This window comes from Neolewinella lacunae, from assembly GCF_014349155.1.
GTDB classification, from domain to species: domain Bacteria; phylum Bacteroidota; class Bacteroidia; order Chitinophagales; family Saprospiraceae; genus Neolewinella; species Neolewinella lacunae.
Genome location: NZ_JACSIT010000149.1, coordinates 19,432 through 41,851, shown reverse-complemented (window position 1 = coordinate 41,851; position 22,420 = coordinate 19,432). Strand labels below are relative to the sequence as shown.

Genomic DNA, 22,420 nt, shown 5'->3' with positions numbered 1-22,420 from the left:
TATAAATTACAATAATACCACAAATGTAACGGATCGCCGGGTTTATTGCCGCTTTAATTCTCGTCAAAGGAAAAATCAGGACCCCATCACCACAAGTCTTCGCGCTTGATTTTTAGGTTTTTCCCGGCGTGGGTACGCAGGAGTTGATCCCAGAGGTAGGTCATTGCCCCCACGCTACGTCCCTGTACGCTCTCTACCCGGAAGAGCGGGAAGATGCGGCCGTGGCTGTAGGCAATGAAGACCATGGCCAGGAGTTCCCCGGTGGCATCCTGCACGGCCTGGGTACCGCCCCAGCTGCGGTGGAGGACCTGGTACATAATGCGTTGCATGGCATGGTACTGCCATTCGTTGGTGGCACTGCGGCCCTGGGTTTCCAGCCAAAGATCGGCCAGGCGTTCGGGTTTGAAACTGCTCGCCGGGCGCAGGCCAGCTGCCTCGGCGAGTTGCAGACGGTTGAAATAGTCAGGACCAAAACCGGCCACCAGCGTTTCGTAGGGTTGGTCCAGAAACAGGGCCTCACCGGCGGCGCGGTGGACCTTGAAACGACCGGGGGCAGCGGGCACCGAGGCCGGTTCCACGGTCAGCTCCCCGCCGCGGAATTCGGCGGGAATGGCGTCCCAAAATGCTTGGATGCGGGTGGGGCTCAGGGGGCGGACGCTGTAAACGGCCAACTCGGGGATCAGGCCGGGTTGTTCCAGCCGCTGCCGGCCCCACCAGTTTTTGCTGCGCGGCAGGGGCATCACGCTCACCCATTCGTCGCCCTCCACCAGCACATCCCAGTCTTTGGCCGTTGCGTTCAAAAACCAGTGGTAGCCGTAGATGCTGCCATTGGTCGCAAAGTGTACACAACTGTCGTAGAGTTGCCGGTCAATTTCTTCCTGGGGGACAAAGCGTAGTTCCATACCCCAGGGAAAAGCCACAGGCCGCAAAAGGTTCAGCGGGCGCTGCCGCGGGTGCAGGGCAAAGAATCAGGAGCGAGGGGGCGTTTAAGACTTTGCCTGAAGTAACTCTTCCACCAGTTGGAACACGGTAGTAACCGGGTTTTGCCGGTGTGGTGGCTCACTCTTATGCATTTCGAATAATCGTTTGGCTCGTTTTATGGCCTCTTGCTCGCTCGCCACAGGGTCCTTTTCCAGTAGTTCTCGGATCCCTAGACAAAACTTAGCCTTCTTACCTTCTCGCTCGTAGTTGATGGCCCAATGCCGGCTGAGTTGCTCGTAGTAATAGCTCCTCTCCTGGCGGGAGTTGACAAAGGAATAATGGAGGCAAAACCATAGCTCAAAGGCGTCCACAGAATAGGCTACCCGGATACCAGCAGCCTGGGCCTTGGCAATTGTATTGTCAAATACCTCATGCTGTGCGGCACCTTTGGCTGCCTGATGGTCGAGATCAAAAACTACCCAAATTTGGTCGTAAGTCCCATCGTCCGAATTTATGGCGTCTTGTACCAGTTGCCTTTGTCTCCATTGGGATCGCGCGGCTCTACGCTTACGCCCTTATCATGGAAAGATTTGAAATACAAACGTTCGGTTTGCCCCTCACATAAAATGAGAAATCGTTTCCCTCTTCGGATCGCCTTCCGATGCTTTGCTTTTTTTGCCGCCATCAGTCTTCTAAAATGGCGATGTTGAAATCGGTTACCTCCGGCACTGCCCCATAACTTCCCCCCAAATAGTCGCGCTCAAAGTCGGCATCTTTCCGAATGCCCTTTACGTCGGATAAGGAGTAAAGCATTGAAGCACGGTCTGCGCCCTTGTCAACAAAGTCGATCTGGTCTCGGCGTAGCAAACGATGGTCCAGCAAGTTGGTGTCATGGGTAGAAAAGATAAACTGAGCATTGTTGGGGTTGCCCGCCGAAGAATTGAACATGGCGACGATCTCCCTGGAAAGGCGGGTGTGCAGCTTAGCCTCAAATTCGTCGATGAACAGAACACTTCCCTGTTCGATTGCCCGTACGACATAAGGCGCTAGTGTCAGCAGTTTTTGGGTGCCTTGGGATTCACCCTGCTCTGCCAACCAGGCAAAATCCGTTCCCTCATTTACCCCGGTCTTGTAAGCAGTCATTAGAGAATACCGCCCACGGGTGCGCTCTAATAACTCAGGCTTGGAAAACTTTGGGTCTTCTTTGTCCATCACCATCAAGTCGTCAAATCGGATTCCCGCGTAGTCCAGGAGGCCCCGCACTTTCCTTTGCATTGGTTCCCCAACCAAGAACTGATAGGCAGATTGCTCCACATGCACCTCCTCCGTATTGTTAATGACCGTTATTCCGGATAAAAACTGCACCGTATGGCGTATCGCCGCACCCACATCAAAGAAAGAAAGTGCCGAGAGGAAGCTGGTCTCTTGCCTAAACAGCGAATTATCCCCCCGCTCCAGAATAGCCACTGTTTCGGGATGCTCGAAAAACTTTTTACCAATGCTGACGGTCTGTCCATTACGCACAAAAACCTTGGCTTTCCGCACGGTCTCATCATACAGCCACTCTTCCTGAAAGCACGCCATATCCGCTCTAAAACCATACCTGTAGCGCCTTTGGTCGGTGGTGAACTCCAGTTCAAAAGTACTTGGGGAGTGGCGCAGTTCAGGGTCAAAAGCAAACCCTTCCAACTCTGCCAACGCACCTGGCTTGGGCCCTCCCGTAAGGCTAATGCTCAACATAACCCGCAAAGCCTTTATCAAATTGCTCTTACCGCTGGCGTTAGCACCGTAGAGGGCCTTGACGCGTAGCGCTTTGTCTTCCTTGCCAACCGCAACGGCAGCATTTTCCAACCAACTGAAGGCAGGCTTAATGGCATCAGCCTTTAAGTCGAGCACCTGCTCATCCCGGAACGATTTAAAATTGGAAACAGAGAAGGATAAAAGCATAAATCTGACGAATATCTGCAAATATACCGTCTTAACGATAAATTTGAAGTATTTATTTTTCGCCTCTGCCGACCGCTAATGGTTCAAGGTGTGTAGCTGGTTTTTAGGCACCACCTTCCATTGATGCCCGCCCGACTACTCGAAAAACAAGTGAACGCTTGCGCCCTAATCGGGCGCTGCCGCAGGTGCAGGGCAAAGAACCAGGAGCGAAGGGGGGGGGGCGGGTACAAAGACATGGTAAACGGGGAGCTGACCACAAAAATGACTCCAGCTCCCCATTACGGTACTTGGTGAATGGCTTACTCCTTTCCCCCGGGCTTCACCGTGGGTTTGGCGGCTTCGGCCTTGCGCACCTGCCGGCGGGTCTGCGGGGCCGAAGCCGGAGGGGCTCCGCCGCCGCCGTTGTCGTCGCCACCGCTCATTACGTCGTCGTTCTGTACACCACGGGTCTTACTGCGGGCCTTGTTGGCGTCCAGCTGGCCGAATTTGTAGCTGACGGTGAGTTTGACGTTGCGATTGAGCAGTAAGTCGTTGCGGACCTGGCTGAAGGTGGCCGTCTCCAGCTCGGAGCGCAGGGTCCAGCCCCGGGTGGCGAAGTTTTCGGCGGAGAGGCCAATCGAGCCTTTGCCCTCGTTGAATTCTTTGTTAAGTCCCAACGCGTACATCCCGAATCCGCCCTGGACGCCCTGCAGCTGCACCCGGCGGCCCCGCATGAAGGTAAAGGCCTGTGCGCGCCAGCCGTTTTTCAGGTTGAACTGGCTCATCAAACGGCCGCCGTAGTTGAGGCCGCTGTTCTTCACCGTCACGGAAATACCGTCGATGCCCGTTACCTGCCCTTGCAGGTTGGCGTAGTCGAGGTCAATCCCGCCATTGATCGTCCAGTCCTTCGTCAGGTAGATGTTGACAAATGCGTTGAGGCCCATGGCGCGTTCCCGGCCGATGTTTTCGTAGGTCGTCAGCAGTACCCCGTCAAGGCTGTCTACGGGAACGCGGACCTGGTTGATGGCATTATTGCTGTTGCGGCCAAAGACGGAGAGGTTGAGGTAGGTTTTGCCTACCATGGCGCTGTAGCCGAGTTCGACGTTGTCCGTCAGTTCCGGGAGCAGCAGCGGGTTGCCCACCTCAATACTCTGGCTGTTTTCCAGGTTGACGTTGGGGTTGAGCTGGCGCAGTCCGGCCCGCTGGATGCGGCGGTTGTAACCCAGCTTTACGGTGGCTGCGCCTACTTTTTTGGAGAAGTTCAGGCTAGGCACCAGGTTGGCGTAGTCGGGCAGGTCAATGGCTTCGCCGTTTTGGGTGGCTTCCAGGCTCGTCTGTTCGTAGCGCAGGCCGGCCTTAATCGTTACGTCGGCGGGCAGCTGAAGGGTGTAAGCGGCGTAGGCCGCCAGGATGTCCTGCCCGTAGTCCAACTGCCCTGCGGGACGGCTGGGGTCCAGGGCGAAGTTGCCCGCCGCACTGGCGCTGAGGTAGCTGAATTCGCTGTTGACTTCCCGCATGATGGCTTTTCCGCCCACCTCGATGATCTGCTTATCGCCCACGGGGTGCAGGTAGTCGGCCTGGAAGGTCAGTTCGTTGTTGGCGTTGTCGTTGAGGTTGCGCAGTTGATTGAGCACGGTGGCCTCTCCATCCAGATTGGCGGAGGTGAAATTGCTTACGTCGGCCGTCGTGCTGTACAGGGTGGAAAGGCTCAGCTCCCGGCCCGGAGCCAGGATCTGGAGGTAGTCCAGGTTGAAGTCGTAATTGTTCGAGCTGCGGTCGCTGTCGATGTCGCGCAGGAAGGTGGCAATCAGGTCTTGGTCGTTAAAGACGTTCGTGGTCTGGAGCTGGTCGCGGGCAAAATCCCGGACGCCGTAGCGGACACCGCCGGAGAGGAACTGGGTCTTGCTGATGTCGTAATCGAGGCCCAGGTTAAAGCGGCCAAAAATGCCGTTATCCGCCGCCGTGCCCAACTGGCTGCTGCGGCTGTCTACAAAGGTTTGTTCCAGGGAAGTCTCTGCGTCGTTGTAAAAAGCCCGGCCGAAGCCGCCGAGGGTCATCCCGAATTTGCCCGTACGGTAGCTGCCGTTCAGGCCCAGGTTGGAGCCGCGCACGCCAAGACCGGTATCGACGTTGAGGAAGTAGCCCTCGAGGTTGTTTTTCTTCGTGATGATGTTGATGATGCCGCCCGCCCCTTCGGCGTCGTACTTGGCCGAGGGGCTGGTGATGACCTCCACGGTTTTGATTTCGTCGGCCGGGATCATCTTCATTGCATCCGCCACACTGCCGGCAATAATGGTCGAAGGCTTGTTATTGATCAGTACGCGGATGTTGGAGTTGCCGCGCAGGCTCACGTTGCCGTCCAGGTCCACCTGCAGGAGGGGAACTTTGCGGAGCACATCGGCGGCATCGCCCCCGCGGCTGAGCTGGTCTTGCTCGGCGTTGTACACCAGGCGGTCGACTTTTTCTTCGATCAGCGCGCGCTGGCCGGTGACGACCACTTCTTCCAGCATTTCGGCGGAGCTGCCCAGTTTCAGGGTACCGATGTCGGTGGTGCCGTTCTTCACCTCTACGCCGTCTTTGCTAATGCTCTCGTAGCCGATGAAGCTGATGGACAGGCGGTAGGTACCGTTTTTCAGTCCCTCCACTTCAAATTTGCCGGTATCGTCGGTGATGGTACCGTTCACCAGCAACTCGCCCTCGAATACACTGATGGTGGCGTAGGCGACGGGGTTACCATCGGCAGCGTCAACGATGATGCCCACAATGCTGCCCTTCACTTCTGCGGGTGAGAATTTGGGGGCAATGGGCGCGGCCGCAGGCGATAGTCCCGGAGAAGTTCGGGATGCCGGGAAAGCACCAAGAGCAGTGAACGAACAAGCCAACAGGGCAACGTAGAAAAATCTGGTAAACATCGTGTGTTTGTTTTGGAAAGGCAAAATTCGGCAGGCCCCGCCGCTGCGGTGGAAAGATTCTACCTTTTGGCTCCTTTACTCGATCATTTGGGGCGCTTTTGGCCCAAATACCCTTGTCCCCCGGCCCTGACTCTCTCCGCGTTGACCAGCACATCCCGCGGGAATCAATCGCAGGCGAGGGTGTTCAGCGGGCTTATCTCCCGGGCTTGGTGCGCGGCCGGCAGGCAAAAGATTTCACCACAGGCCGCCCGACCTTTTCTACCCCATTTGCGTTTACCGGGGAAGAACCAATGCGCTTTTGAGCTATGACCAGGATTATGCATTTTGCCACCAACATCAATTGCGGTAGCTGCGTCCGTTCCGTTACCCCCTTTCTCGACGAGGTAGAAGGCGTCACCCTGTGGCGGGTCGATGTAGAAGACGCCCGTAAGGTGCTGACCGTAGAAGGCACCGCTAAGGAGTCGGAAATCATCGATATGGTCGAAGAGGCAGGTTTTGACATCCAGCCACTGCCCGCTTAAGCCTTCCCCGGCATCCTGCGTCCGCGCCCAATGGCTCCATTTGCCGGCTTGCATAGCCCTTTAGCACCGTGGAATCACCCGGCTGCGGCCGCCGCTGGAGTGAGGCTCTACGTCAAGCGGGATGACCTGCTGACGCCCGCGCCCGGCACGGCGCTGCAAGGCAATAAAGTGCGCAAATTGGGCGGTATCCTCACTGCGGCGCTGGAGCAGCGCGAGCCACCGGTCCTGGCCAGTTTTGGGGGTGCCTACAGTAATCACCTTTCGGCCCTGGCCACGGCGGGCCGGCTTTTCTCTATCCCCATTGTCCTGTACGTGCGCGGCGAAGAAGCCGACAATGCCGTATTGACACGGGCGCGTGCCGACGGGGCCCACCTCATCCCCCTTTCCCGCACCGAATACCGAATGAAGGGGCAGGCGGAATGGCTGGCGGCTCGCAGCAGTGACCTTGCCCAGGCCTACCAACGCCCTGCGGAGCAAATCTGGTGGCTCCCCGAAGGCGGAACGACCGCAGAAAGTGCTCTCCAAACGGGAGCCTTGTACCCGGAAATTGTGAACGATCTCCACGGGCAAGTCCCAGATTTCCTCTGTTTGAGCGCGGGCACGGGTGGGACGGCGGCTGGCGTCATTGCTGCTGCCCAGCCCCCCACCCGCATTGAGGTTTTTCCCGCCCTGAAAGGCGACTGGATGTCCGCCAGCATCCGCGCCCTGCTGCCCAACCCAGACCAAGGCAATTGGAGTTTGATCACCGATTATCACTTTGGTGGCTACGGCAAATTCCCGGAGGCATGGCGAATGGCATCGCCGGGCATTGCGACCCGCGCTGCCCTGCCCGAGCCAGGCCTGCCTCCTTTGGAACCCATCTACACCGCAAAGCTTTTCTTCGGGGTGCTCGACCGGCTGCGGCGTAGGGTTTATCCCGCTGGCAGCACGGTGGTGATCATCCACAGTGGAGGGATTTATTAGGCTGCTGCGCAGCTTTTTTTTTCACCACTAAGGAAGTAAGGCAACTAAGGGGCACTAAGGGTAGGCGGTCTAATTCGCTAGGTTGCAGCCATACTCACTTTGGCCCCTTCGTTGGGGGCTCAACCCCAGATCAACCGGGGGAGGCTCAAGCGCTTACTAGAGACCCTCTGGGTCGTAGGAGAATACGCTACTGTCTTAGCCGGATCGACCCAGAGGGTCTCAACCTAGGCGGTCTAGGCCCCTAAAGCGCGTACGGGTTAATCCCATTAGATTAGACAGCCTACCAATAAGCGCACGCCATTAAAAATACAGGCTCAAAGCCAGCAAGCCATTCCGCCCAGCACCTGAAATGCCTGAGCTGTAGGGGCGGTAGCGCTGGTCCGTCAGGTTTTCTAAACCTACACTGAGGTGAAAGGCTTTGGAAAAGCGATACTGGGCCTTGAAGTTGAGGGTATACCAGGCTGGAGCGTAATTATTGCCCGCCGCGTCTTTGGCGTAGATCTCGTCCTTGGCACGTTCTTCCTGGGCCAGCCGGGCAAAACTGCGTTCGGCCTGGTAGCTGGCATTGATTTCCAGGGTCGTGCGTTTGCTGGTGTAGCGCAGGCGGGTGATACCGAAAGCGGGGGCGGCGTGGCGGGAGGCGCTGGTGGTGCCGTCGTCCAGTTCTTCTTCACCTTCCTGGTAATTGAGGTCGGTGAGAAAGCGGAAGCCGGCGGGCAGTTGCACTTCGAAACCGAGCTGGAGGCCCCAGACCCGGGCCAGGGCGGCGTTCTGGATGGCCTGCACCTGGCTCAATTCGCCCTGGTAGAGGATGCTGTCCCGGCCGTTGAGCTGAAAATTTCTCCGGACCAGGGCATTTTGCAGGCGGGTGTGGTAGGCCAGCAGTTCCACCTTGACGGACTCGCCGAATAATTTGGCGACCCCGAAGTCCAGGTTCCACGCGTATTCGGCGGCCAGATTGGGATTAGGTACGGTGACGGCTCCGGGTTCGGAATCGAAGACTTTGCCGGTGTCGTCGACATTGGGGGCACGGAAGGCGGAACCGAGGTTAGCCCGCAAAATCCACTTTTCGGCGGGGCGGAAGACGGCACCGAAGCTGCCGGTCAGGGCCCCGTCTTGCTGCTGGCTGGTGCGGAAGGGAAGGGGAAAGAAATCGCTGTTGTTGTTGAAATCGGCCGCCAGCCGGAAAACGTTGTAGCGCAGGGCAGCCTGGAGCGTCCACGGTCCGGAAGGACGGTAGGTGTGGGTTGCGAAGGCGGCCAAAGACTGCCAGGTGGCCGCCGGATAACGCGCCGCACCGGGTTGCTCCGCGGTAGTGACGATGTCCGTAAGCAGGCCAGTGGAACGGACGTCGTTGTGGACGTACTCGGCACCGTAGGCGAGTTCGTGCTGCGGGCCGAAGGCCTTGTTGAAGTCGAGATTGAAGGAATAGGCCACCACCGCTTCACTTTGGGTATTGCGGATGCTTTGGTTGAGGTTGCGGTCAATCCGGCTTTCGGCAAAATCTTGCCGCGCCAGGCGGACGGTTGCGGCGTCGTAGAGGGCAGACTGGCGGCGGTGGCTGGCGCTGAGGTGGTGCATTGACCATTGCTGGGGGCCGTAGTCCCATTCGGCGTAGCGGGGCTGCCCGTTGCGGAAGCGGTTGTGGCGGTCGTAGCGGCCGTAGGGGGTGGTGGTGGAGTGGTGGTAGGCGTAGTCCAGGGTCCAGTCTTTGCGGGGGACGAAGCGGACTTTCTGCATAAAATTCCGCTGGCCGTAGGCGGAGGGGATTTGCAGGAGGGGGTCATCTTGTTCGATGACGCGGTCGGTGCCCGCTTGGCGTTGGACGAAGACCGTTTTGAGGTAGTCCGTAGGGCCGTTGGCACCTTGGCGGAGGTGGTCGAAATCCCAGCTGCTGAAGCTGGTGACGAAGGCCCATTTTTCCCAACCGAGGTTGAGGTCCAGGTGGCCGGTTCGTTCGCGGTTGGCGGTAGCGTGGCGGAGGGTGGCTTTGCCGGTGAGATGCAGCCCCGGGGTGGTGGCCAGCTGGGGGGTAAGGGTTTGAAAGCTCATCACCCCGCCGATGGCGTCGCTGCCGTAGCCGACGGAGCCGGGGCCGAAGAGGACTTCCGTATTTTCAATGGCGAAGGGATCGAGGTTAATGACGTTTTGGAGGTTGCCGCCCCGGAAAATGGCGGTGTTCATCCGTACCCCATCAACGGCGTAGAGGAGGCGATTGGCGGAGAAGCCGCGGATCATGGGGCTGCCCCCACCCTGCTGGCTTTTCTGAATGAAGACCTTGCCCGAAAGCCCCAGCAAGTCGGCGGCGGTTTGGGCCTGTTGCAGGGCGACGGTTTCCGGGCTGATGCTCAGTACGGTGGCGGGGGTACGGCTGGCGGGCCGTTGCCAACGGGTGGCGGAAACGACGATCTGGTCGATGTGGAGGGCAGTGGGAACGAGGGCCAGCCGAAACTCAGCCGCCAGCAACTGCTGGTAGCTGGTGGTGACCGTCGCGTAGCCAAAAGAACGGATGCTGATGGCTTCGGCCATCGTAAAGTCCTGTAGGCCGGCCTCCCCTTTCGCATCAGTGATGGTGGTTGCGGGTGGGTTCTGACTGACCAGGAGGACCCCCTCGAGGGGCAGGCTGGTAAGCTCGTCGGTGATGTGGATGGTCTGGGCTCCCACCCGGCCGGCCCACCCCAGCAGCAGGCCAGTCACCAGTATGCGTAATACCATAGCTTTTACCGTTAGCCCCGGGCATCCGTGCGCAGGACCAAGAGCCCACTGGCCCAACAACCAATACCAGTAGTGGGATAATTCCTTTTTCGTCACCAACCCTGAAGTTTTACGGCGGTGCCAAGGGCCAGAACGAGAGTGATCTGGCGGGAGGCATCGAGCAATTCGTGTTTGATTTGCAGCCCGACGATGGCCTGGCCACCTACGAGTTCAGCCTGTTGGCGCATGTGGTCCATGGCCCGCAGGCGGGCTTCGCGTTCCAGGCGTTCGTAGGGGGCAGGGATGCCGTCGGCCGCAGCACCGAGGGCGGCAGCCAGGAGGCCCCGTTCTTCGCCGCCAATAATGGACGAGCCAGAGACCACACCGAGATACTGTGTGATGTGGTGGGTAGTCAGTTGGTCCACGGTGGTGGTGAGCATAGGCCTGGTCATTTCGTCAGTAGTACAGCAAAGGTAAAGATGCGGCAAATTGGGGTGAGGACCGCTAAAAAACCGTCTTAAAGGAGGCCAAATGACCAACATTATTGAACCATTTACTACAGATGTAATTTTAAATTTGCTCCGGGGGCTGCTGGTTTAGGCCAAAAGCCTTACCTTTCGCTGCGCATGTGGCTTGGACTGAAAAAGGTCCGCCGCTTACCAAAAATCACCAACATTCATGGCACAGTACACCATTAACGTCAACGGCAAGCCCCACCAGGTAGAAGCCTCCCCCGAAACGCCCCTGCTGTGGGTCATCCGCGACTCCCTGGGCTACGTGGGGACCAAATACGGCTGCGGCATTGGGCAGTGTGGGGCCTGCACCGTCCACATCGAAGGCGTAGCGATGCGGTCTTGCCAAATGACGGTAGAGGGCTTAGGCGAGAAGCCCGTGACGACCATCGAGGGCCTTTCGGCCAACGGCGATCACCCGGTGCAACTAGCTTGGCTGGAGCACGACGTACCGCAGTGCGGCTACTGCCAGGCGGGGCAGATCATGAGCGCCGCTTCGTTGCTCAGCCAGATCCCCAACCCGACGGACGAAGACATCAACGCGGGCATGGCCGGCAACATCTGCCGCTGTGGCACCTACCTGCGCATCCACGCTGCGGTAAAGTCGGCCGCGACGAAACTGAGCTGACGGGCCTTTTGCCCGGGGGCCTCCTTCCCCGGCTCTTTTATCCTTTTCCATTGCACCTGCGGCAGCGCAAAAACGGACTTCCCAAGGCCCCGACGGTGTACTTTCAAAGACCAATATCCCCGCCCCGCGGGAAGCAAAATAACTAGCATGTCTACCCAACCCACCCGTAGAAATTTCCTGAAAGTCTCCGCCGCCGCCGGGGGAGGCTTCCTGCTGGGCTTCAGTTTCCTGACCTCCTGCGAGCAAAAAGCGGTGGCTACGCTGGCCCCTGAGCTGGTGATGCCCGAGCAATGGGTGCAGCTGAATGGCTTCCTGAAAATCGGGGCCAACGGCGTCATTACCATCGTGAGCCCCAACCCGGAAATCGGTCAAAACGTGAAGACGTCGATGCCGATGCTCATTGCCGAAGAACTCGACGCCGACTGGGAGCAAGTGATCGTGGAGCAGGGCAAGCTCAATACCGATATTTTCACGCGGCAGCTGGCGGGCGGCAGCCAATCCATCCGCCACGGTTGGGAGCCCCTGCGCAAAACCGGTGCTACAGCCCGCGCCATGCTGTTGGCCGCAGCGGCCCAGCAACTTTCGGTACCAGTGGAAGAACTGACCACCGAAAAAGGCATGATCCATCACGCGGCCTCGGGCCAGCAGGTTGGCTACGGTGCGGTGGCGGAACTGGCCGCTACCCTGCCAGTTCCAGAGACCGTCGCGTTGAAGGCCCCCAAAGATTTTAAGATCATCGGGCAGGGAAAAAAGAACGTCGACGCCCGCAAGATCGCGACCGGGCAGCCCTTGTTCGGTTTGGACGTCCAGCGGGAAGGCATGCTCATTGCCAGCATCGTCCACCCACCCGCCTTTGGGATGCAACTGAAGTCGGTAGACGACAGCGCGGCCCTGGCCATGCCGGGCATCCGCAAGGTGGTGACCATCAATACCGCACCCGAGGGCGCGGAGCTGCAGTGGTCAGACACCAATGCCTTCCCCCGCCTGGTGGCGGTGGTGGGCGAAACGACCTGGCAGGTGCTGCAGGCCAAAAAGGCCCTGAAACTGGAGTGGGAGCAGGTTTCTGCCCCCGAATCTACGGAGGCCCACCGCGCCGCTTTTGAAGAACAACTGACCAACGGCAAAACCGAGGTGGCCCGCCGCGATGGCGACCCCGAGGCGGCTTTTGCCAGCGCGGCCAAGATCATTGAAGCTACGTACTCAGCCCCGCTGCTGCCTCACAACACGCTGGAGCCGATGAACTTTTTTGCCCACGTTACGGCCGATAAAGCCGAGTTGCTGGGGCCCATCCAGACGCCCGAATTCCTGGAAAAAACTTTGGTGAGTGTTCTCGGCCTACAACCTGAGCAGATTGAGATCGGGATGACGCGCATGGGGGGAGGTTTCGGCCGCCGCCTTTACGGCCACTTCGGGGTGGAAGCGGCCCTGATTTCCAAAGCCGCCGGGGCACCGATCAAGCTCGTGTACACGCGTGAGGACGATATGACCCAAGGCACCTACCGACCCGACTACCTGGTGCGCTACCGCGCGGGCCTGGATGCGGAGGGGAAACTCATTGCCTTCCACATCCGGGGGACGGGCACGAACGGGAGTCCGGTTTTTGCCAACCGCTTTCCGGCGGGCGCGGTGGACAACTACCTGGTGGAAAATTTCGGACAACCCAGCAACGTCTCTACGGGCGCTTGGCGGGCTCCGCAGTCAAACTTCATCGCCGGGGCCGAGCAGGCCTTCCTCGATGAGGTGGCCGAAGCGGCGGGGAAAGACCCCATCGACTTCCGCCTGGAACTCTTCGAACGCGCCAGCAAAAACCCCGTAGGAGAAAAGAACGACTACGAACCCGAGCGCTACGCGGGGGTCCTGAAGTTGGTCCGCGAAAAATCCAATTGGGACGCCGACAGCGGCGACGCCCGCGGCGTCGCGGCCTACTACTGCCACGATTCTTACGTGGCGCAGGTGCTCGACCTTACGTTGGACAGCGCTGGCAAGCCGCAGGTAGAGGCCGTGTACTGTGCCGTCGACTGCGGCATTGTGGTAAATCCCGAAGGGGCCATCAACCAGGTGGAGGGCGGCATCGTCGATGGCATCGGCCACGCCTTGTATGGTCAACTGACCATCACCGATGGCAAGCCCCAGCAGGACAACTTCAACAGCTACCGCCTGATCCGCCACCCCGAAGCGCCAAAACGCATCGAGACCTACTTCGTAGATAATGGCATTGACCCGACGGGGTTGGGGGAACCTTCGCTGCCGCCCGTGGTGGGTGCCCTGGCGAATGCGCTCTACATGGCTACGGGCAAGCGGGTGTACGACCAGCCGTTTATTGGGGAGTTGCCCGGGTAGGGTTTTCTTACTCTGACGGTACCGCCGAGGAGCCCCCCGCCCGCACCTTCACCGCTTTCCCATAAGCACTCTCCAACCCCGCCGCCAACAGCTGTTGCTGGTAGCGGTGGGCGGCGGCATTGGCAGCGGGCCGATCGGGAAAAACCTCGCCCGTCCAGATCGCCAGGCGGCCCGGCGCGGGCCAGCTGTGGAGACATTCGGTCGGGATGGCCCGGACGAACACAATGCCCGCCGCACTGAGCTTAGCCAGGCGACGGTTCGCATTTTCTTCGCTCAACAGGGCATCCACCACAATGAAGCCGCGCCGGCTCACTTGCAGGCCCGTGCAGTCGGGGGCCCAAGTCACTGCCCGCGTGGAATCGATGGCCGCAACGTCTGCCGTATCCACCTTAATACTATCGGTAAAAATGGCGGCGGCGAAGGGATCGGGGACCACGGGGCGGACGTTCTCCTCGTAAGCAATGGCCCCCATAATGGAAACGGTGCTCACCATAACGAGGGCGTTGAGCAACTGCCGGCGGGTCTTGCGGCGCTCGGGCGGCGTAGGGCCGTAGCGGGCGTTTTTTTCGATTATTTTCAAGATGTCGCTCTGTTTGCCGTAGCTGCCCAGGTAATTATTAAAGGTATGCCGGGGCATGGGGATTTCCCGCAGCAGGAGCTTGCCGGCGGCGGTGACCACAATGAGGCCCACCCGATTTTTGCGGCACTGCCGCCGCAGGGCGCGGTACTGCGCGGGCTTGGCAAAGGCGTCTTCGGCAATGGCAATCCACTGCTCATTGGCGGGGTAGCGGCCCAGTTGCTCGATGGCCCCGACAGAGCGCAGGGCACTCAGTTCCAGCAAAGCGATGGCCTTAGTGATCAGGCCCGCGCCCAGCAGAAAAAGGGCCAGCAGCAGTACCGTGTTCAGGGCATTAAAGTACCACTGGTATCCCAGCACGGCGGAAAGGCCCGCGATGAGCCCGATGGTGATGAGGCGGCCCGCCCAGCGGAGCTTATCGGGGTCGTCGCGCAGGGTCAGTTGGTGGATCGTCGTCCGGCTTTTGGCCTCCACCACCACCACGTAGGGGCGCTTGTGGGTGCGCATGAAGGCCAGAAAAACGTCGGCCCGCTTCAGCCGCGTGTAGGCCTCGGTGACTACGTAGGCCGGCTTGCGGCGGTAGTACTGCCGGTTGAGCTGCTCAGCAACGGCGTTTTGGACGAATCTCTCGGTCAGGGTAGCTTTGGCCATGGGCGGCAAAACTAGTGTTTTTGTTTTATTTTTTAGGCTACCCCACTAAACCTTGCTTTTTTGTTCTTTCCCCTGCACCTGCGTAAGCGCCTGAATAACAATCATTTTGCTGCGCAGTATTTCATGCTGGGCGCGGTCGCAGGTGCGAAGAAAGTTGAAGGAGCAAAGTTTTTTTGACACAAATTTTTTACTTTCGTGCAAACATCCTACTTTTACGGGCGAAAGAACGTGCTGCCACCACCCGCAGCCAATGTTAGTAAAAACTTTTGCCAGCGCCGTCGAAGGCGTTGATGCCCGCATGATTACCGTGGAAGTCAATGCCGGCGGCCTCGTAGGGGAGGGCAAACCCTGGTACAATGTAGTAGGCCTGCCCGATAGCGCCATCCGCGAGGGCTCCTACCGCATCGAAGCCGCCGTTGTCAATAGTGGTTTCATCAACCGACGGATGAAGATTGTGATCAATCTGGCCCCGGCCGATATCCGCAAGGAAGGTGCCGCCTACGATCTTCCCATCGCCCTGGCCTACCTGAGCGCCACCGGCCAGATCAACACCAACCGCCTCAACGATTTTATGATCATGGGCGAGCTTTCCCTGAGCGGTGAGCTGCGGCCCATCAAAGGCGCCCTGCCCATTGCCATCAAGGCCCGCGCGAAGGGCTACCAGGGTTTTCTACTGCCCGAAGAAAACGCGCGGGAAGCGGCCATCGTCAGCGACCTGCCCGTGTACGGCGTGCGCAGCCTCTCCGAAGCCATTGATTTTGTGACCGGCAACAGCAGCCTCCAGCCCACGGTGGTGAATACCCGCGAGGAGTTTTTCCGGGAGCGGGCGTGTTTTGACGTGGACTTCAGCGACGTAAAAGGCCAGGAAAACATCAAGCGGGCCATGACGATTGCCGCCGCCGGGGGGCACAACGTCATCCTTATCGGGCCTCCCGGCGCGGGAAAAACCATGCTGGCCCGCCGATTGCCCACCATCCTGCCGCCCCTCGACCTGCGGGAGGCTTTGGAAACCACCAAAATCCACTCCGTCGCCGGTATCCTGCCGGGGAAAACGGCCTTGGTGACCAACCGCCCCTTCCGCGCGCCCCACCATACCATCAGCGACGTAGCCCTGGTCGGCGGCGGAAGCTACCCCAGCCCGGGAGAGATCAGCCTTAGCCATAACGGCGTCTTGTTCCTCGATGAATTGCCCGAATTCAAACGCAGTGCCCTGGAGGTGATGCGGCAGCCGATGGAGGAGCGCCGCATCGTCATCAGCCGCGCCAAGGTCACCGTCGATTTTCCCGCCAGCTTCATGCTCATCGCCAGCATGAACCCCTGCCCCTGTGGCTACTTCAACCACCCCGACCGCGAATGCACCTGCCCGCCCGGAGCCGCCAAGCGCTACCTGAGCAAAATCAGTGGTCCGCTGCTGGATCGCATCGACCTCCAGGTGGAAGTCACGCCCGTCCCCCTGGAAAAACTCGCCAGCCGTAAGGAAGAAACGGAGACCAGCGCCGTCATCGCCCAGCGCGTATTGGCCGCCCGGGAGATCCAGGCCCAGCGCTACGCCGGCCAGCCCGGCATCTACTGCAACGCCCAGATGCCCAGCCGGATGGTCCGCGACTGGTGCGTGATCGACGCGGCCGGCAACCAACTCCTGAAAAACGCCATGGAAAAACTCCAGCTCAGCGCCCGGGCCTACGACCGCATCCTGAAGGTTTCCCGCACCATAGCCGACCTGGAAGACTGCCCGGATATTGCCCCCCAGCACCTGGCCGAAGCCATCAACTTCCGCGGCCTCGACCGCGAAAGCTGGGGCGAACAGCGCTGAGCGTGTACGGGAGCGTGGCCCCGCCCGACCCCGGAGGGGTCCAACCTTAATAACCCCGGATGGAGGATGCACCGCATCCGGAATCCGGGGTACTCGCACACCATCATGCACCGCATCCGGAATCCGGGGTACCCACACACCACCACGCACCGCATCCGGAATCCGGGGTACTCGCACACCATCACGCACCACATCCGGAATCCGGGGTACTCGCACACCATCACGCACCACATCCGGAATCCGGGGGTACTCGCACACCATCCTGCACCGCATCCGGAATCCGGGGTACCCACACACCACCACGCACCGCATCCGGAATCCGGGGGTAACCACCAACCATCACGCGCCGCATCCCTTCAAAGGCTCCGGGTAGAAAATACGACGGAAAACGGCCTAAAAGCAGCAGAATTATGCATATCTTACCGAAATGCCGGGGCTTTCCCTACCTTCGCCCCTCCAAATAAGGCCCATTATTCGCGTATGGCAACCGTTATCAGCTTACTTAATCACAAAGGCGGCGTCGGCAAAACGACGAGCGCCATCAACATCGGTGCCGGGTTTGTGGAGCTCGGCAAGCGGGTTTTGCTCGTCGACCTGGACCCCCAGGCCAACCTATCCCTCTCCCTGGGCATCCCCCGCCAGCCGGTAACGATCTACGAGAGCATGATGGGAGAAAGTGACCTGACGCCCTTCGAGGCCAAGCCCGGCCTCCACGTCATTACCTCCAGCCTTGACCTTTCGAGCGCGGAGATGGAACTGGTCAATGAAGCGGGCCGGGAATTCATCCTGCGGGAGTTGTTTGCGGGGGTGAAAGACGATTACGACTTCATCATCATCGATTGTCCGCCCAGTCTGGGCCTGCTCACCCTCAATGCTTTGACCAGCAGCCAGCAGGTGATCATTCCGCTTCAGACGCAGTTTCTTGCCCTCCAGGGCCTGGCCAAGATCAAGCAGGTCATCCAGAAAGTGAAGCTGCGGCTCAACAAAGAGCTCCACATCAGCGGGGTACTGGCCACGATGTACGACCACCGCAAAGTGCTCAACCGCGACGTGGTGGAGACGATCCAGAAGTACTTTGGCCCTCTGTTGATCAGCACCTACATTCGGGACAACGTCGCCCTGGCCGAAGCCCCGGCCAGCCGGCAGGACATTTTCGACTACGCGCCCAACAGCAACGGTGCCCAGGATTATCTGGAGGCCTGCAAGGAAATAATCGAACGCACCGCGCACCCCATCCAGTCGCGGGAACGTTTCACTGAGGAAACGCCCACCGAGTAACCCGCAGCACCATGGCAAAAAAGCGCTTCACTGACGATCTTTTCGGACTGTTCGAGGAACCTCAGCAACAGGCCTCCGCACGGCCGGGTAACGCCCTTCCCGAAGAAGAACAGGTGGACGTGGACGTAGCCGCCAACTCCGACCAGGCCCGCAAGAAACTCTCCAGCAAACGGTTTACTAAAGACCTCGACGCCTTCCTCAGCGATGGTTTTGACCGCGAACCCAAGGCTGGCAAAGCCTTCGGTACCACACCCGGCCGCATCCCCGCCCGCCGCCGGACGACTGGCCTCGACCTGCTGATTCGCTCCACGGTCAATCCCGAAGACGAGCGGAGCCGTGAGGAAAGCCACCAGGATAACACCAAAAGGGTCACCCTGATCTTCAACAAAGAGCATCTGGATGAGTTAAAAGAACACGCCAAAATGCGGGGTCTTTTCCTCAAAGACGTTGTTCAGGAAATGGTGGCGCGGTACCTGGAAAAAGAATAAGGACTTTACGCACGTTGTGCCCGATCACTGCAGAAGCGTTCGACTATGGATGATGCCGTAATTCTCGCCATCGCGATTACCGTGACCAGTCTGTTGCTGGCCATGATCCCCCTGCTCATCAATTTCCAGAAAAAGCAAAATTCCACTACGCAGCGGGACATCAGCGACCGCGACCTACTCCGCCTGATCCACCGGGAACCCGACCAACTGGTCTCCCCCCACCTATTAAGTGAAAAAACCGGCATTACCCTCAACCAGGCCCGTAACCGCCTCAACGCGCTGTTCATGTACGGGATTCTGAACCGGAGTCAAAACAGTAAGGGCCGTTACTTCTTTGGGTTTCGGGAGGAGCTTCGGGAAGGCCCCCAGCTCGTGCTTTCTCCCGATCCCTTCCTCACCGTCGAGGATTTATTGCAGATTTTCTCTGCCCACGACAACCGCGTGAGTGCCCAGGAACTGATCATGGCCACTGGCCTGCCGCTGGAAATCATCAAACGGGAGATGAAGTATTTTGAGCAGGAAGGCATCGTGCAGAAACTGAGCCGGATGAACGGAACGGGCACCATGCAAAACCGTTTTTTCGTCCTCCAGGAACCCTACCGCAGCGACCCCGATAAATTCCGGCAGCGCGCCGGGGTAATGGACCTGGAGATGCGGGAGTTGCTGCGGGGTGATAATTTGATTGTTTAAAGCGTACCTACTCCCTGAAATCACTGCCCGCCAACTATGCCATAGGCCGTGAACCTCCCTTCCAAGAGTGACAACTCACGAGGCCATCCCGATTCAAACCCGGGAAAAGTTGCTTCTTCCCGGTACAGGTGCAACTCAAACGTGCCCTCCAGCTGCCTACCACCCTCGGTTATGGTATCAATGCACACCCAGCTTTCACGATCTTCTCGGAGTACGTAAGGAGTAAGCGATTGATCATCAATGCTCTGGCCCACCCTGGCGTGTGGATAGGTAATTGGGCTGGTGGGAAATGCCGGAGAATGGTTCAATTGCTTGCAGCCGATTGATAAATTTAAGATATTCATCTGAAGTAATAAATCAGGTTTATTTGGGAGGTTTGACGGAATTGAAATACCATATATCCGGTGAAATCCCGTACGTAAGGATGGCGTTGCTAGAAACTGCATTGGGACGAACTCAAGCATTTCTCCCGAAGAGGCTAATGCTTCCCCTCGGTGCACCGCATCATTACGGGTAAATGGCTCTGTTTTTTCACATCCCCAGTTCAAAAAGATGAATAGGCTGAATATGATGATTTTGGTGAAGGGGGGCACGGTGGTATTATTTAATTATGGCTTTGACAGTGGCTTGTTGCCCAGAAGAGTTAGAAGGGTTCTCATCATCTCAATAAATGGAAAACCCCACTGCGGAGTTGGCTTTCGCCAGTAGAAACCTTGTGTTTTCCGTTATAGCGTAGCATCGCTTAATCCCTTGAGAGGAGCAGTTGCTAGGGGTGAAAATGCCTGTTCAGCAATTACTCCCCGTGATCACTGCCCACCAATTACGCCATAGGCCGTGAACCTCCCTTCCAATAGGGACAACTCACGAGGCCATCCCGATTCAAACCCGGGGAAAGTTGCTTCTTCCCGGTACAGGTGCAACTCAAACGTGCCCTCCAGCTGCCTACCACCCTCGGTTATGGTATCAATGCACACCCAGCTTTCACGATCTTCTCGGAGTACGTAAGGAGTAAGCGATTGATCATCAATGCTCTGGTCCACCCTGGCGTGTGGATAGGTAATTGGGCTGGTGGGAAATGCTGGCGCGTGATTCAGTTCCTTACAGCCAATGGACAAGTCTAATATATTCATATCGACAATAAGCTCAGGCTTATTTGGGAGGTTCAACGGAACCGAAATACCAGATATTCGGTGGAATCCCGTGCGTAGGGATGGCGTTGCTAGAAACTGCATTGGGACGAACTCAAGCATTTCTCCCGATGAGGCTAATGCTTCCCCTCGGTGCACCGCATCATTACGGGTAAATGGCTCTGCTTTTTCACATCCCCAGTTCAAAAATATGAATAGGCTGAATATGATGATTTTGGTGAAGGGGGGCACGGTGATATTATTTAATTATGGCTTTGACAGTGGCTTGTTGTCCTGAAGCAGTAGAAACAGTCACGGCATAAACCCCTGGCAATAAATCTGGTAAATTTACGCTGATATTGTTGGCTCCCTGCTTGAGACTTTGTAACGGGATGGAATGAGCCAACCCTCCAGAGAGGCTTCTCAAAGAAAGAACAGCATCTTGGTAATCTTGACCCACCTGCATACTCAGGCTTAGTTGGTTTTCAATTATTGGATTTGGGAACAGCCTTAGGGAAAAGACATCATCTTGGGGAAGGAAATCTTCATTTGCCATTACCTCGTTTGGACCGACTGCCCTTGGAATCGGTCCGCCACCGCCGCCGCCAGCCTGTATCGTTACTCGGTGAACATCTTCAGCTTGGCTTCCATCTGCACAAGAAACCACAACTCGTAAGAAGAACTGGCTTGCTCCGGAAGGTGCCGTAAAAGATGCACAGGAGCCGCCAAAGAAAGGGGTGTAGCTAAACCCATTTGTACTGTAGGCCCAGTTGTAATTAGTTATACTTCCACAATTAGATACATTAGCACACCAATTCGATGATTGGTTTGCATTGACCATATTCAATCCACTGATGTAAACATTCATTGGGGCTCCTCCCAGGCGATAACAGGAAACTGGGCACGCCGAGTTTTCATCGATTTGACGTGCATTGTCGCGCTCGTTGGCTGTCCCGGTTGCCACACCAGCAAAATTAATACCAGGGTTACTAAAATTAAGTATGGTTTGCCCTACAGCCCCCCCATTTGCTACAACTGTCTTGAAATCATCATTTCCGACGGAAAAGAGTTGCGCGTTTGCAAAATCACCAATCAATGGATCCGTAGTATCCATGTCATCATCATGTAGACATCCTAGGTTATGCCCTACTTCGTGGGTGTATGTTGTATTGGACCCTCCATCTATTTCCACAATAGCGTAGGCATTTGATTCAACGAGCGGGGCAAGCCCCGCCCTACCTAAAATCGTAAAAGTTAGACCATTATAGTTGCCATCAACAAACAAGACAACTAGATCGGCGTTAAAGTTTTCTCTAAACTGACTCACCGCTGTTGCAGGGTCATTCAGCGCAACTGTCAGCGCAACTAAATCATCTCGAATGTCAAGTCCTGGATTATTGGTATTTGTCTCAACAAAGCCATTAAAGAGTTGAACTCCTGCGTTTTCAAAGCGAACATCATTCAATCCACTATTTATTAAGGCGATGTTTGAATTACCGATCATGTCTGCGGCTTCCGTAACGGGGTTCAGGCCAGTTGCGCTAGCAGCAGAAGTGTATAGCGTTAGTATTCGAATAAGTCTGAGTGGGGCACAATCGATCTTAGCGTTGTGCTGGTTTGGTGGCTTGATAGCCAATTCTTCTACCTTTGAGGAACAGTAAGCAAAAGACTCATTTACTTTCTCCAACTCGATCAGTACAGGGAAACCTCGCTCAAGGTTTCTGATCCTGAAGTGCCTACCTTGGTAGGTCAAGCTACCGAAAATTTCGTCGTTTCTTTTCTTTAGAGACATCTAGACGCCTGGATTCCTTTCCATCTCACCGTACCAGTCATAATCTCCATTCGTTTTTAGTTCGACGTGGATAGGCCTGATAAACACGGGACTTTTCACCCTTGGAAGTTGTATTGGAACATCAGCACCTTCATTAAACGTAGCAATATCAGCAAGGAAAATTGGAGATATTTCATGGAATGCATCATTTGCTCTCATCCTGTCCAGCTTTGATCTAGCGCTGGAGGAGATATTAGAAAACGATGCATTTGGACTAATTTGTAAGGCATTGGCGACCCCTTGAGCAAAGGAGATGCTTGGCAAAAAAGACAAGCAAGTGATTAAAATAATCGCACTGCTAAAGGGGGGGGGGTAGAAAATCTCACAAGAAGGGTTTTGTGGCCCACACCAAAGGCAAAATAGCCTCCATCACTTGGCTGGTTAAAAGGGGTTATCAATATGAATACTCTACAAAAGTAGGACACTCTGGTCATTAAAGCAATAGGTGGAGAGATATTTTTAAAAATAAATTTCCCGTCATTGATTTACACCTTCGAATAGAGAAGCGATTACAACAGAGAGTTTTGCTCTACTGCTATTCTGCCTAC

Annotated in this window: 20 protein-coding genes; 8 read left to right on the top strand and 12 right to left on the bottom strand. The window is 57.1% G+C overall.

Annotation, left to right across the window (positions count from 1 at the left end; translation table 11 throughout):
* Positions 1–86: 86 nt before the first annotated feature.
* The 4 genes from H9S92_RS18220 to H9S92_RS18205 all read right to left on the bottom strand — a co-directional run bounded on the left by H9S92_RS18220 (position 87) and on the right by H9S92_RS18205 (position 5,759).
* Complete coding sequence (locus H9S92_RS18220; protein ID WP_187468132.1) at positions 87–902, bottom strand: hypothetical protein; 816 nt, start codon at positions 900–902, stop codon at positions 87–89.
* Positions 903–986: 84 nt separating this feature from the next.
* Complete coding sequence (locus H9S92_RS22880; protein WP_187468192.1) at positions 987–1,451, bottom strand: RloB family protein; 465 nt, start codon at positions 1,449–1,451, stop codon at positions 987–989.
* 154 nt (positions 1,452–1,605) lie between these two features.
* A complete protein-coding gene (locus tag H9S92_RS18210) occupies positions 1,606–2,889 on the bottom strand; it encodes an AAA family ATPase (RefSeq protein ID WP_222936162.1) in 1,284 nt (427 codons plus the stop codon).
* A 278-nt stretch (positions 2,890–3,167) separates the two neighbouring features.
* Complete coding sequence (locus H9S92_RS18205; protein ID WP_187468130.1) at positions 3,168–5,759, bottom strand: TonB-dependent receptor domain-containing protein; 2,592 nt, start codon at positions 5,757–5,759, stop codon at positions 3,168–3,170.
* A gap of 305 nt (positions 5,760–6,064) precedes the next feature.
* Here H9S92_RS18205 and H9S92_RS18200 point away from each other — a divergent pair, with 305 nt between their 5' ends.
* Positions 6,065–6,280 (top strand): heavy-metal-associated domain-containing protein, encoded by a 216-nt coding sequence (locus tag H9S92_RS18200; protein ID WP_187468129.1) that lies wholly within the window; start codon positions 6,065–6,067, stop codon positions 6,278–6,280.
* A gap of 48 nt (positions 6,281–6,328) precedes the next feature.
* The gene (locus tag H9S92_RS18195; RefSeq protein WP_187468128.1) at positions 6,329–7,243 is read left to right on the top strand and encodes a 1-aminocyclopropane-1-carboxylate deaminase/D-cysteine desulfhydrase; all 915 of its coding nucleotides are present in this window, start codon (positions 6,329–6,331) and stop codon (positions 7,241–7,243) included.
* A gap of 300 nt (positions 7,244–7,543) precedes the next feature.
* Here the strand turns inward: H9S92_RS18195 and H9S92_RS18190 are convergent, their stop codons facing one another.
* Positions 7,544–9,958, bottom strand: coding sequence for a TonB-dependent receptor plug domain-containing protein (locus tag H9S92_RS18190; RefSeq protein WP_187468127.1), 2,415 nt, complete (start codon positions 9,956–9,958; stop codon positions 7,544–7,546).
* A 92-nt stretch (positions 9,959–10,050) separates the two neighbouring features.
* Positions 10,051–10,377 carry a heavy metal-binding domain-containing protein gene (locus tag H9S92_RS18185; RefSeq protein WP_187468126.1) on the bottom strand — a complete coding sequence of 109 codons (327 nt, stop codon included), beginning with the start codon at positions 10,375–10,377 and terminating at the stop codon, positions 10,051–10,053.
* A 238-nt stretch (positions 10,378–10,615) separates the two neighbouring features.
* On the opposite strand from H9S92_RS18185, the gene H9S92_RS18180 reads away from it, so the two are divergent.
* Together H9S92_RS18180 and H9S92_RS18175 are read left to right on the top strand one after the other, a co-directional pair.
* A complete protein-coding gene (locus H9S92_RS18180; protein WP_187468125.1) occupies positions 10,616–11,077 on the top strand; it encodes a (2Fe-2S)-binding protein in 462 nt (153 codons plus the stop codon).
* A gap of 147 nt (positions 11,078–11,224) precedes the next feature.
* Positions 11,225–13,417 carry a xanthine dehydrogenase family protein molybdopterin-binding subunit gene (locus H9S92_RS18175; protein ID WP_187468124.1) on the top strand — a complete coding sequence of 731 codons (2,193 nt, stop codon included), beginning with the start codon at positions 11,225–11,227 and terminating at the stop codon, positions 13,415–13,417.
* A 7-nt stretch (positions 13,418–13,424) separates the two neighbouring features.
* Here the strand turns inward: H9S92_RS18175 and H9S92_RS18170 are convergent, their stop codons facing one another.
* Positions 13,425–14,645 (bottom strand): hypothetical protein, encoded by a 1,221-nt coding sequence (locus H9S92_RS18170; RefSeq protein WP_187468123.1) that lies wholly within the window; start codon positions 14,643–14,645, stop codon positions 13,425–13,427.
* 45 nt (positions 14,646–14,690) lie between these two features.
* Positions 14,691–14,825: a hypothetical protein gene (locus tag H9S92_RS22560; protein WP_264757990.1), complete on the bottom strand. Its 135-nt coding sequence runs from the start codon at positions 14,823–14,825 to the stop codon at positions 14,691–14,693.
* A 70-nt stretch (positions 14,826–14,895) separates the two neighbouring features.
* On the opposite strand from H9S92_RS22560, the gene H9S92_RS18165 reads away from it, so the two are divergent.
* From H9S92_RS18165 to H9S92_RS18150, 4 genes are all read left to right on the top strand, one after another.
* Positions 14,896–16,458 carry a YifB family Mg chelatase-like AAA ATPase gene (locus H9S92_RS18165; protein ID WP_187468122.1) on the top strand — a complete coding sequence of 521 codons (1,563 nt, stop codon included), beginning with the start codon at positions 14,896–14,898 and terminating at the stop codon, positions 16,456–16,458.
* 480 nt (positions 16,459–16,938) lie between these two features.
* Positions 16,939–17,736: a ParA family protein gene (locus tag H9S92_RS18160; RefSeq protein ID WP_187468121.1), complete on the top strand. Its 798-nt coding sequence runs from the start codon at positions 16,939–16,941 to the stop codon at positions 17,734–17,736.
* An 11-nt stretch (positions 17,737–17,747) separates the two neighbouring features.
* A complete protein-coding gene (locus H9S92_RS18155; protein WP_187468120.1) occupies positions 17,748–18,224 on the top strand; it encodes a hypothetical protein in 477 nt (158 codons plus the stop codon).
* Positions 18,225–18,269: 45 nt separating this feature from the next.
* Positions 18,270–18,914, top strand: coding sequence for a hypothetical protein (locus H9S92_RS18150; protein ID WP_187468119.1), 645 nt, complete (start codon positions 18,270–18,272; stop codon positions 18,912–18,914).
* Between the two features lie 20 nt (positions 18,915–18,934).
* On the opposite strand, the gene H9S92_RS18145 is transcribed toward H9S92_RS18150, so the two are convergent.
* From H9S92_RS18145 to H9S92_RS18130, 4 genes are all read right to left on the bottom strand, one after another.
* Positions 18,935–19,507 carry a hypothetical protein gene (locus H9S92_RS18145; RefSeq protein ID WP_187468118.1) on the bottom strand — a complete coding sequence of 191 codons (573 nt, stop codon included), beginning with the start codon at positions 19,505–19,507 and terminating at the stop codon, positions 18,935–18,937.
* Positions 19,508–19,720: 213 nt separating this feature from the next.
* On the bottom strand, positions 19,721–20,293 hold the full coding sequence (locus tag H9S92_RS18140; protein WP_187468117.1) for a hypothetical protein: 573 nt from the start codon (positions 20,291–20,293) through the stop codon (positions 19,721–19,723).
* 7 nt (positions 20,294–20,300) lie between these two features.
* On the bottom strand, positions 20,301–21,833 hold the full coding sequence (locus tag H9S92_RS18135) for a M12 family metallo-peptidase (protein ID WP_187468116.1): 1,533 nt from the start codon (positions 21,831–21,833) through the stop codon (positions 20,301–20,303).
* Complete coding sequence (locus H9S92_RS18130; RefSeq protein WP_222936161.1) at positions 21,834–22,136, bottom strand: hypothetical protein; 303 nt, start codon at positions 22,134–22,136, stop codon at positions 21,834–21,836. It lies immediately after the preceding gene.
* Positions 22,137–22,420: the final 284 nt, after the last annotated feature.

Bases quoted from the DNA above. Each gene is read 5' to 3' on its own strand.
- H9S92_RS18220 (WP_187468132.1), bottom strand. From the start codon at position 902: ATGGAACTACGCTTTGTCCCCCAGGAAGAAATTGACCGGCAACTCTAC.
- H9S92_RS18205 (WP_187468130.1), bottom strand. From the start codon at position 5,759: ATGTTTACCAGATTTTTCTACGTTGCCCTGTTGGCTTGTTCGTTCACT.
- H9S92_RS18200 (WP_187468129.1), top strand. From the start codon at position 6,065: ATGACCAGGATTATGCATTTTGCCACCAACATCAATTGCGGTAGCTGC.
- H9S92_RS18190 (WP_187468127.1), bottom strand. From the start codon at position 9,958: ATGGTATTACGCATACTGGTGACTGGCCTGCTGCTGGGGTGGGCCGGC.
- H9S92_RS18185 (WP_187468126.1), bottom strand. From the start codon at position 10,377: ATGCTCACCACCACCGTGGACCAACTGACTACCCACCACATCACACAG.
- H9S92_RS18180 (WP_187468125.1), top strand. From the start codon at position 10,616: ATGGCACAGTACACCATTAACGTCAACGGCAAGCCCCACCAGGTAGAA.
- H9S92_RS18175 (WP_187468124.1), top strand. From the start codon at position 11,225: ATGTCTACCCAACCCACCCGTAGAAATTTCCTGAAAGTCTCCGCCGCC.
- H9S92_RS18170 (WP_187468123.1), bottom strand. From the start codon at position 14,645: ATGGCCAAAGCTACCCTGACCGAGAGATTCGTCCAAAACGCCGTTGCT.
- H9S92_RS18165 (WP_187468122.1), top strand. From the start codon at position 14,896: ATGTTAGTAAAAACTTTTGCCAGCGCCGTCGAAGGCGTTGATGCCCGC.
- H9S92_RS18160 (WP_187468121.1), top strand. From the start codon at position 16,939: ATGGCAACCGTTATCAGCTTACTTAATCACAAAGGCGGCGTCGGCAAA.
- H9S92_RS18155 (WP_187468120.1), top strand. From the start codon at position 17,748: ATGGCAAAAAAGCGCTTCACTGACGATCTTTTCGGACTGTTCGAGGAA.
- H9S92_RS18150 (WP_187468119.1), top strand. From the start codon at position 18,270: ATGGATGATGCCGTAATTCTCGCCATCGCGATTACCGTGACCAGTCTG.
- H9S92_RS18135 (WP_187468116.1), bottom strand. From the start codon at position 21,833: ATGTCTCTAAAGAAAAGAAACGACGAAATTTTCGGTAGCTTGACCTAC.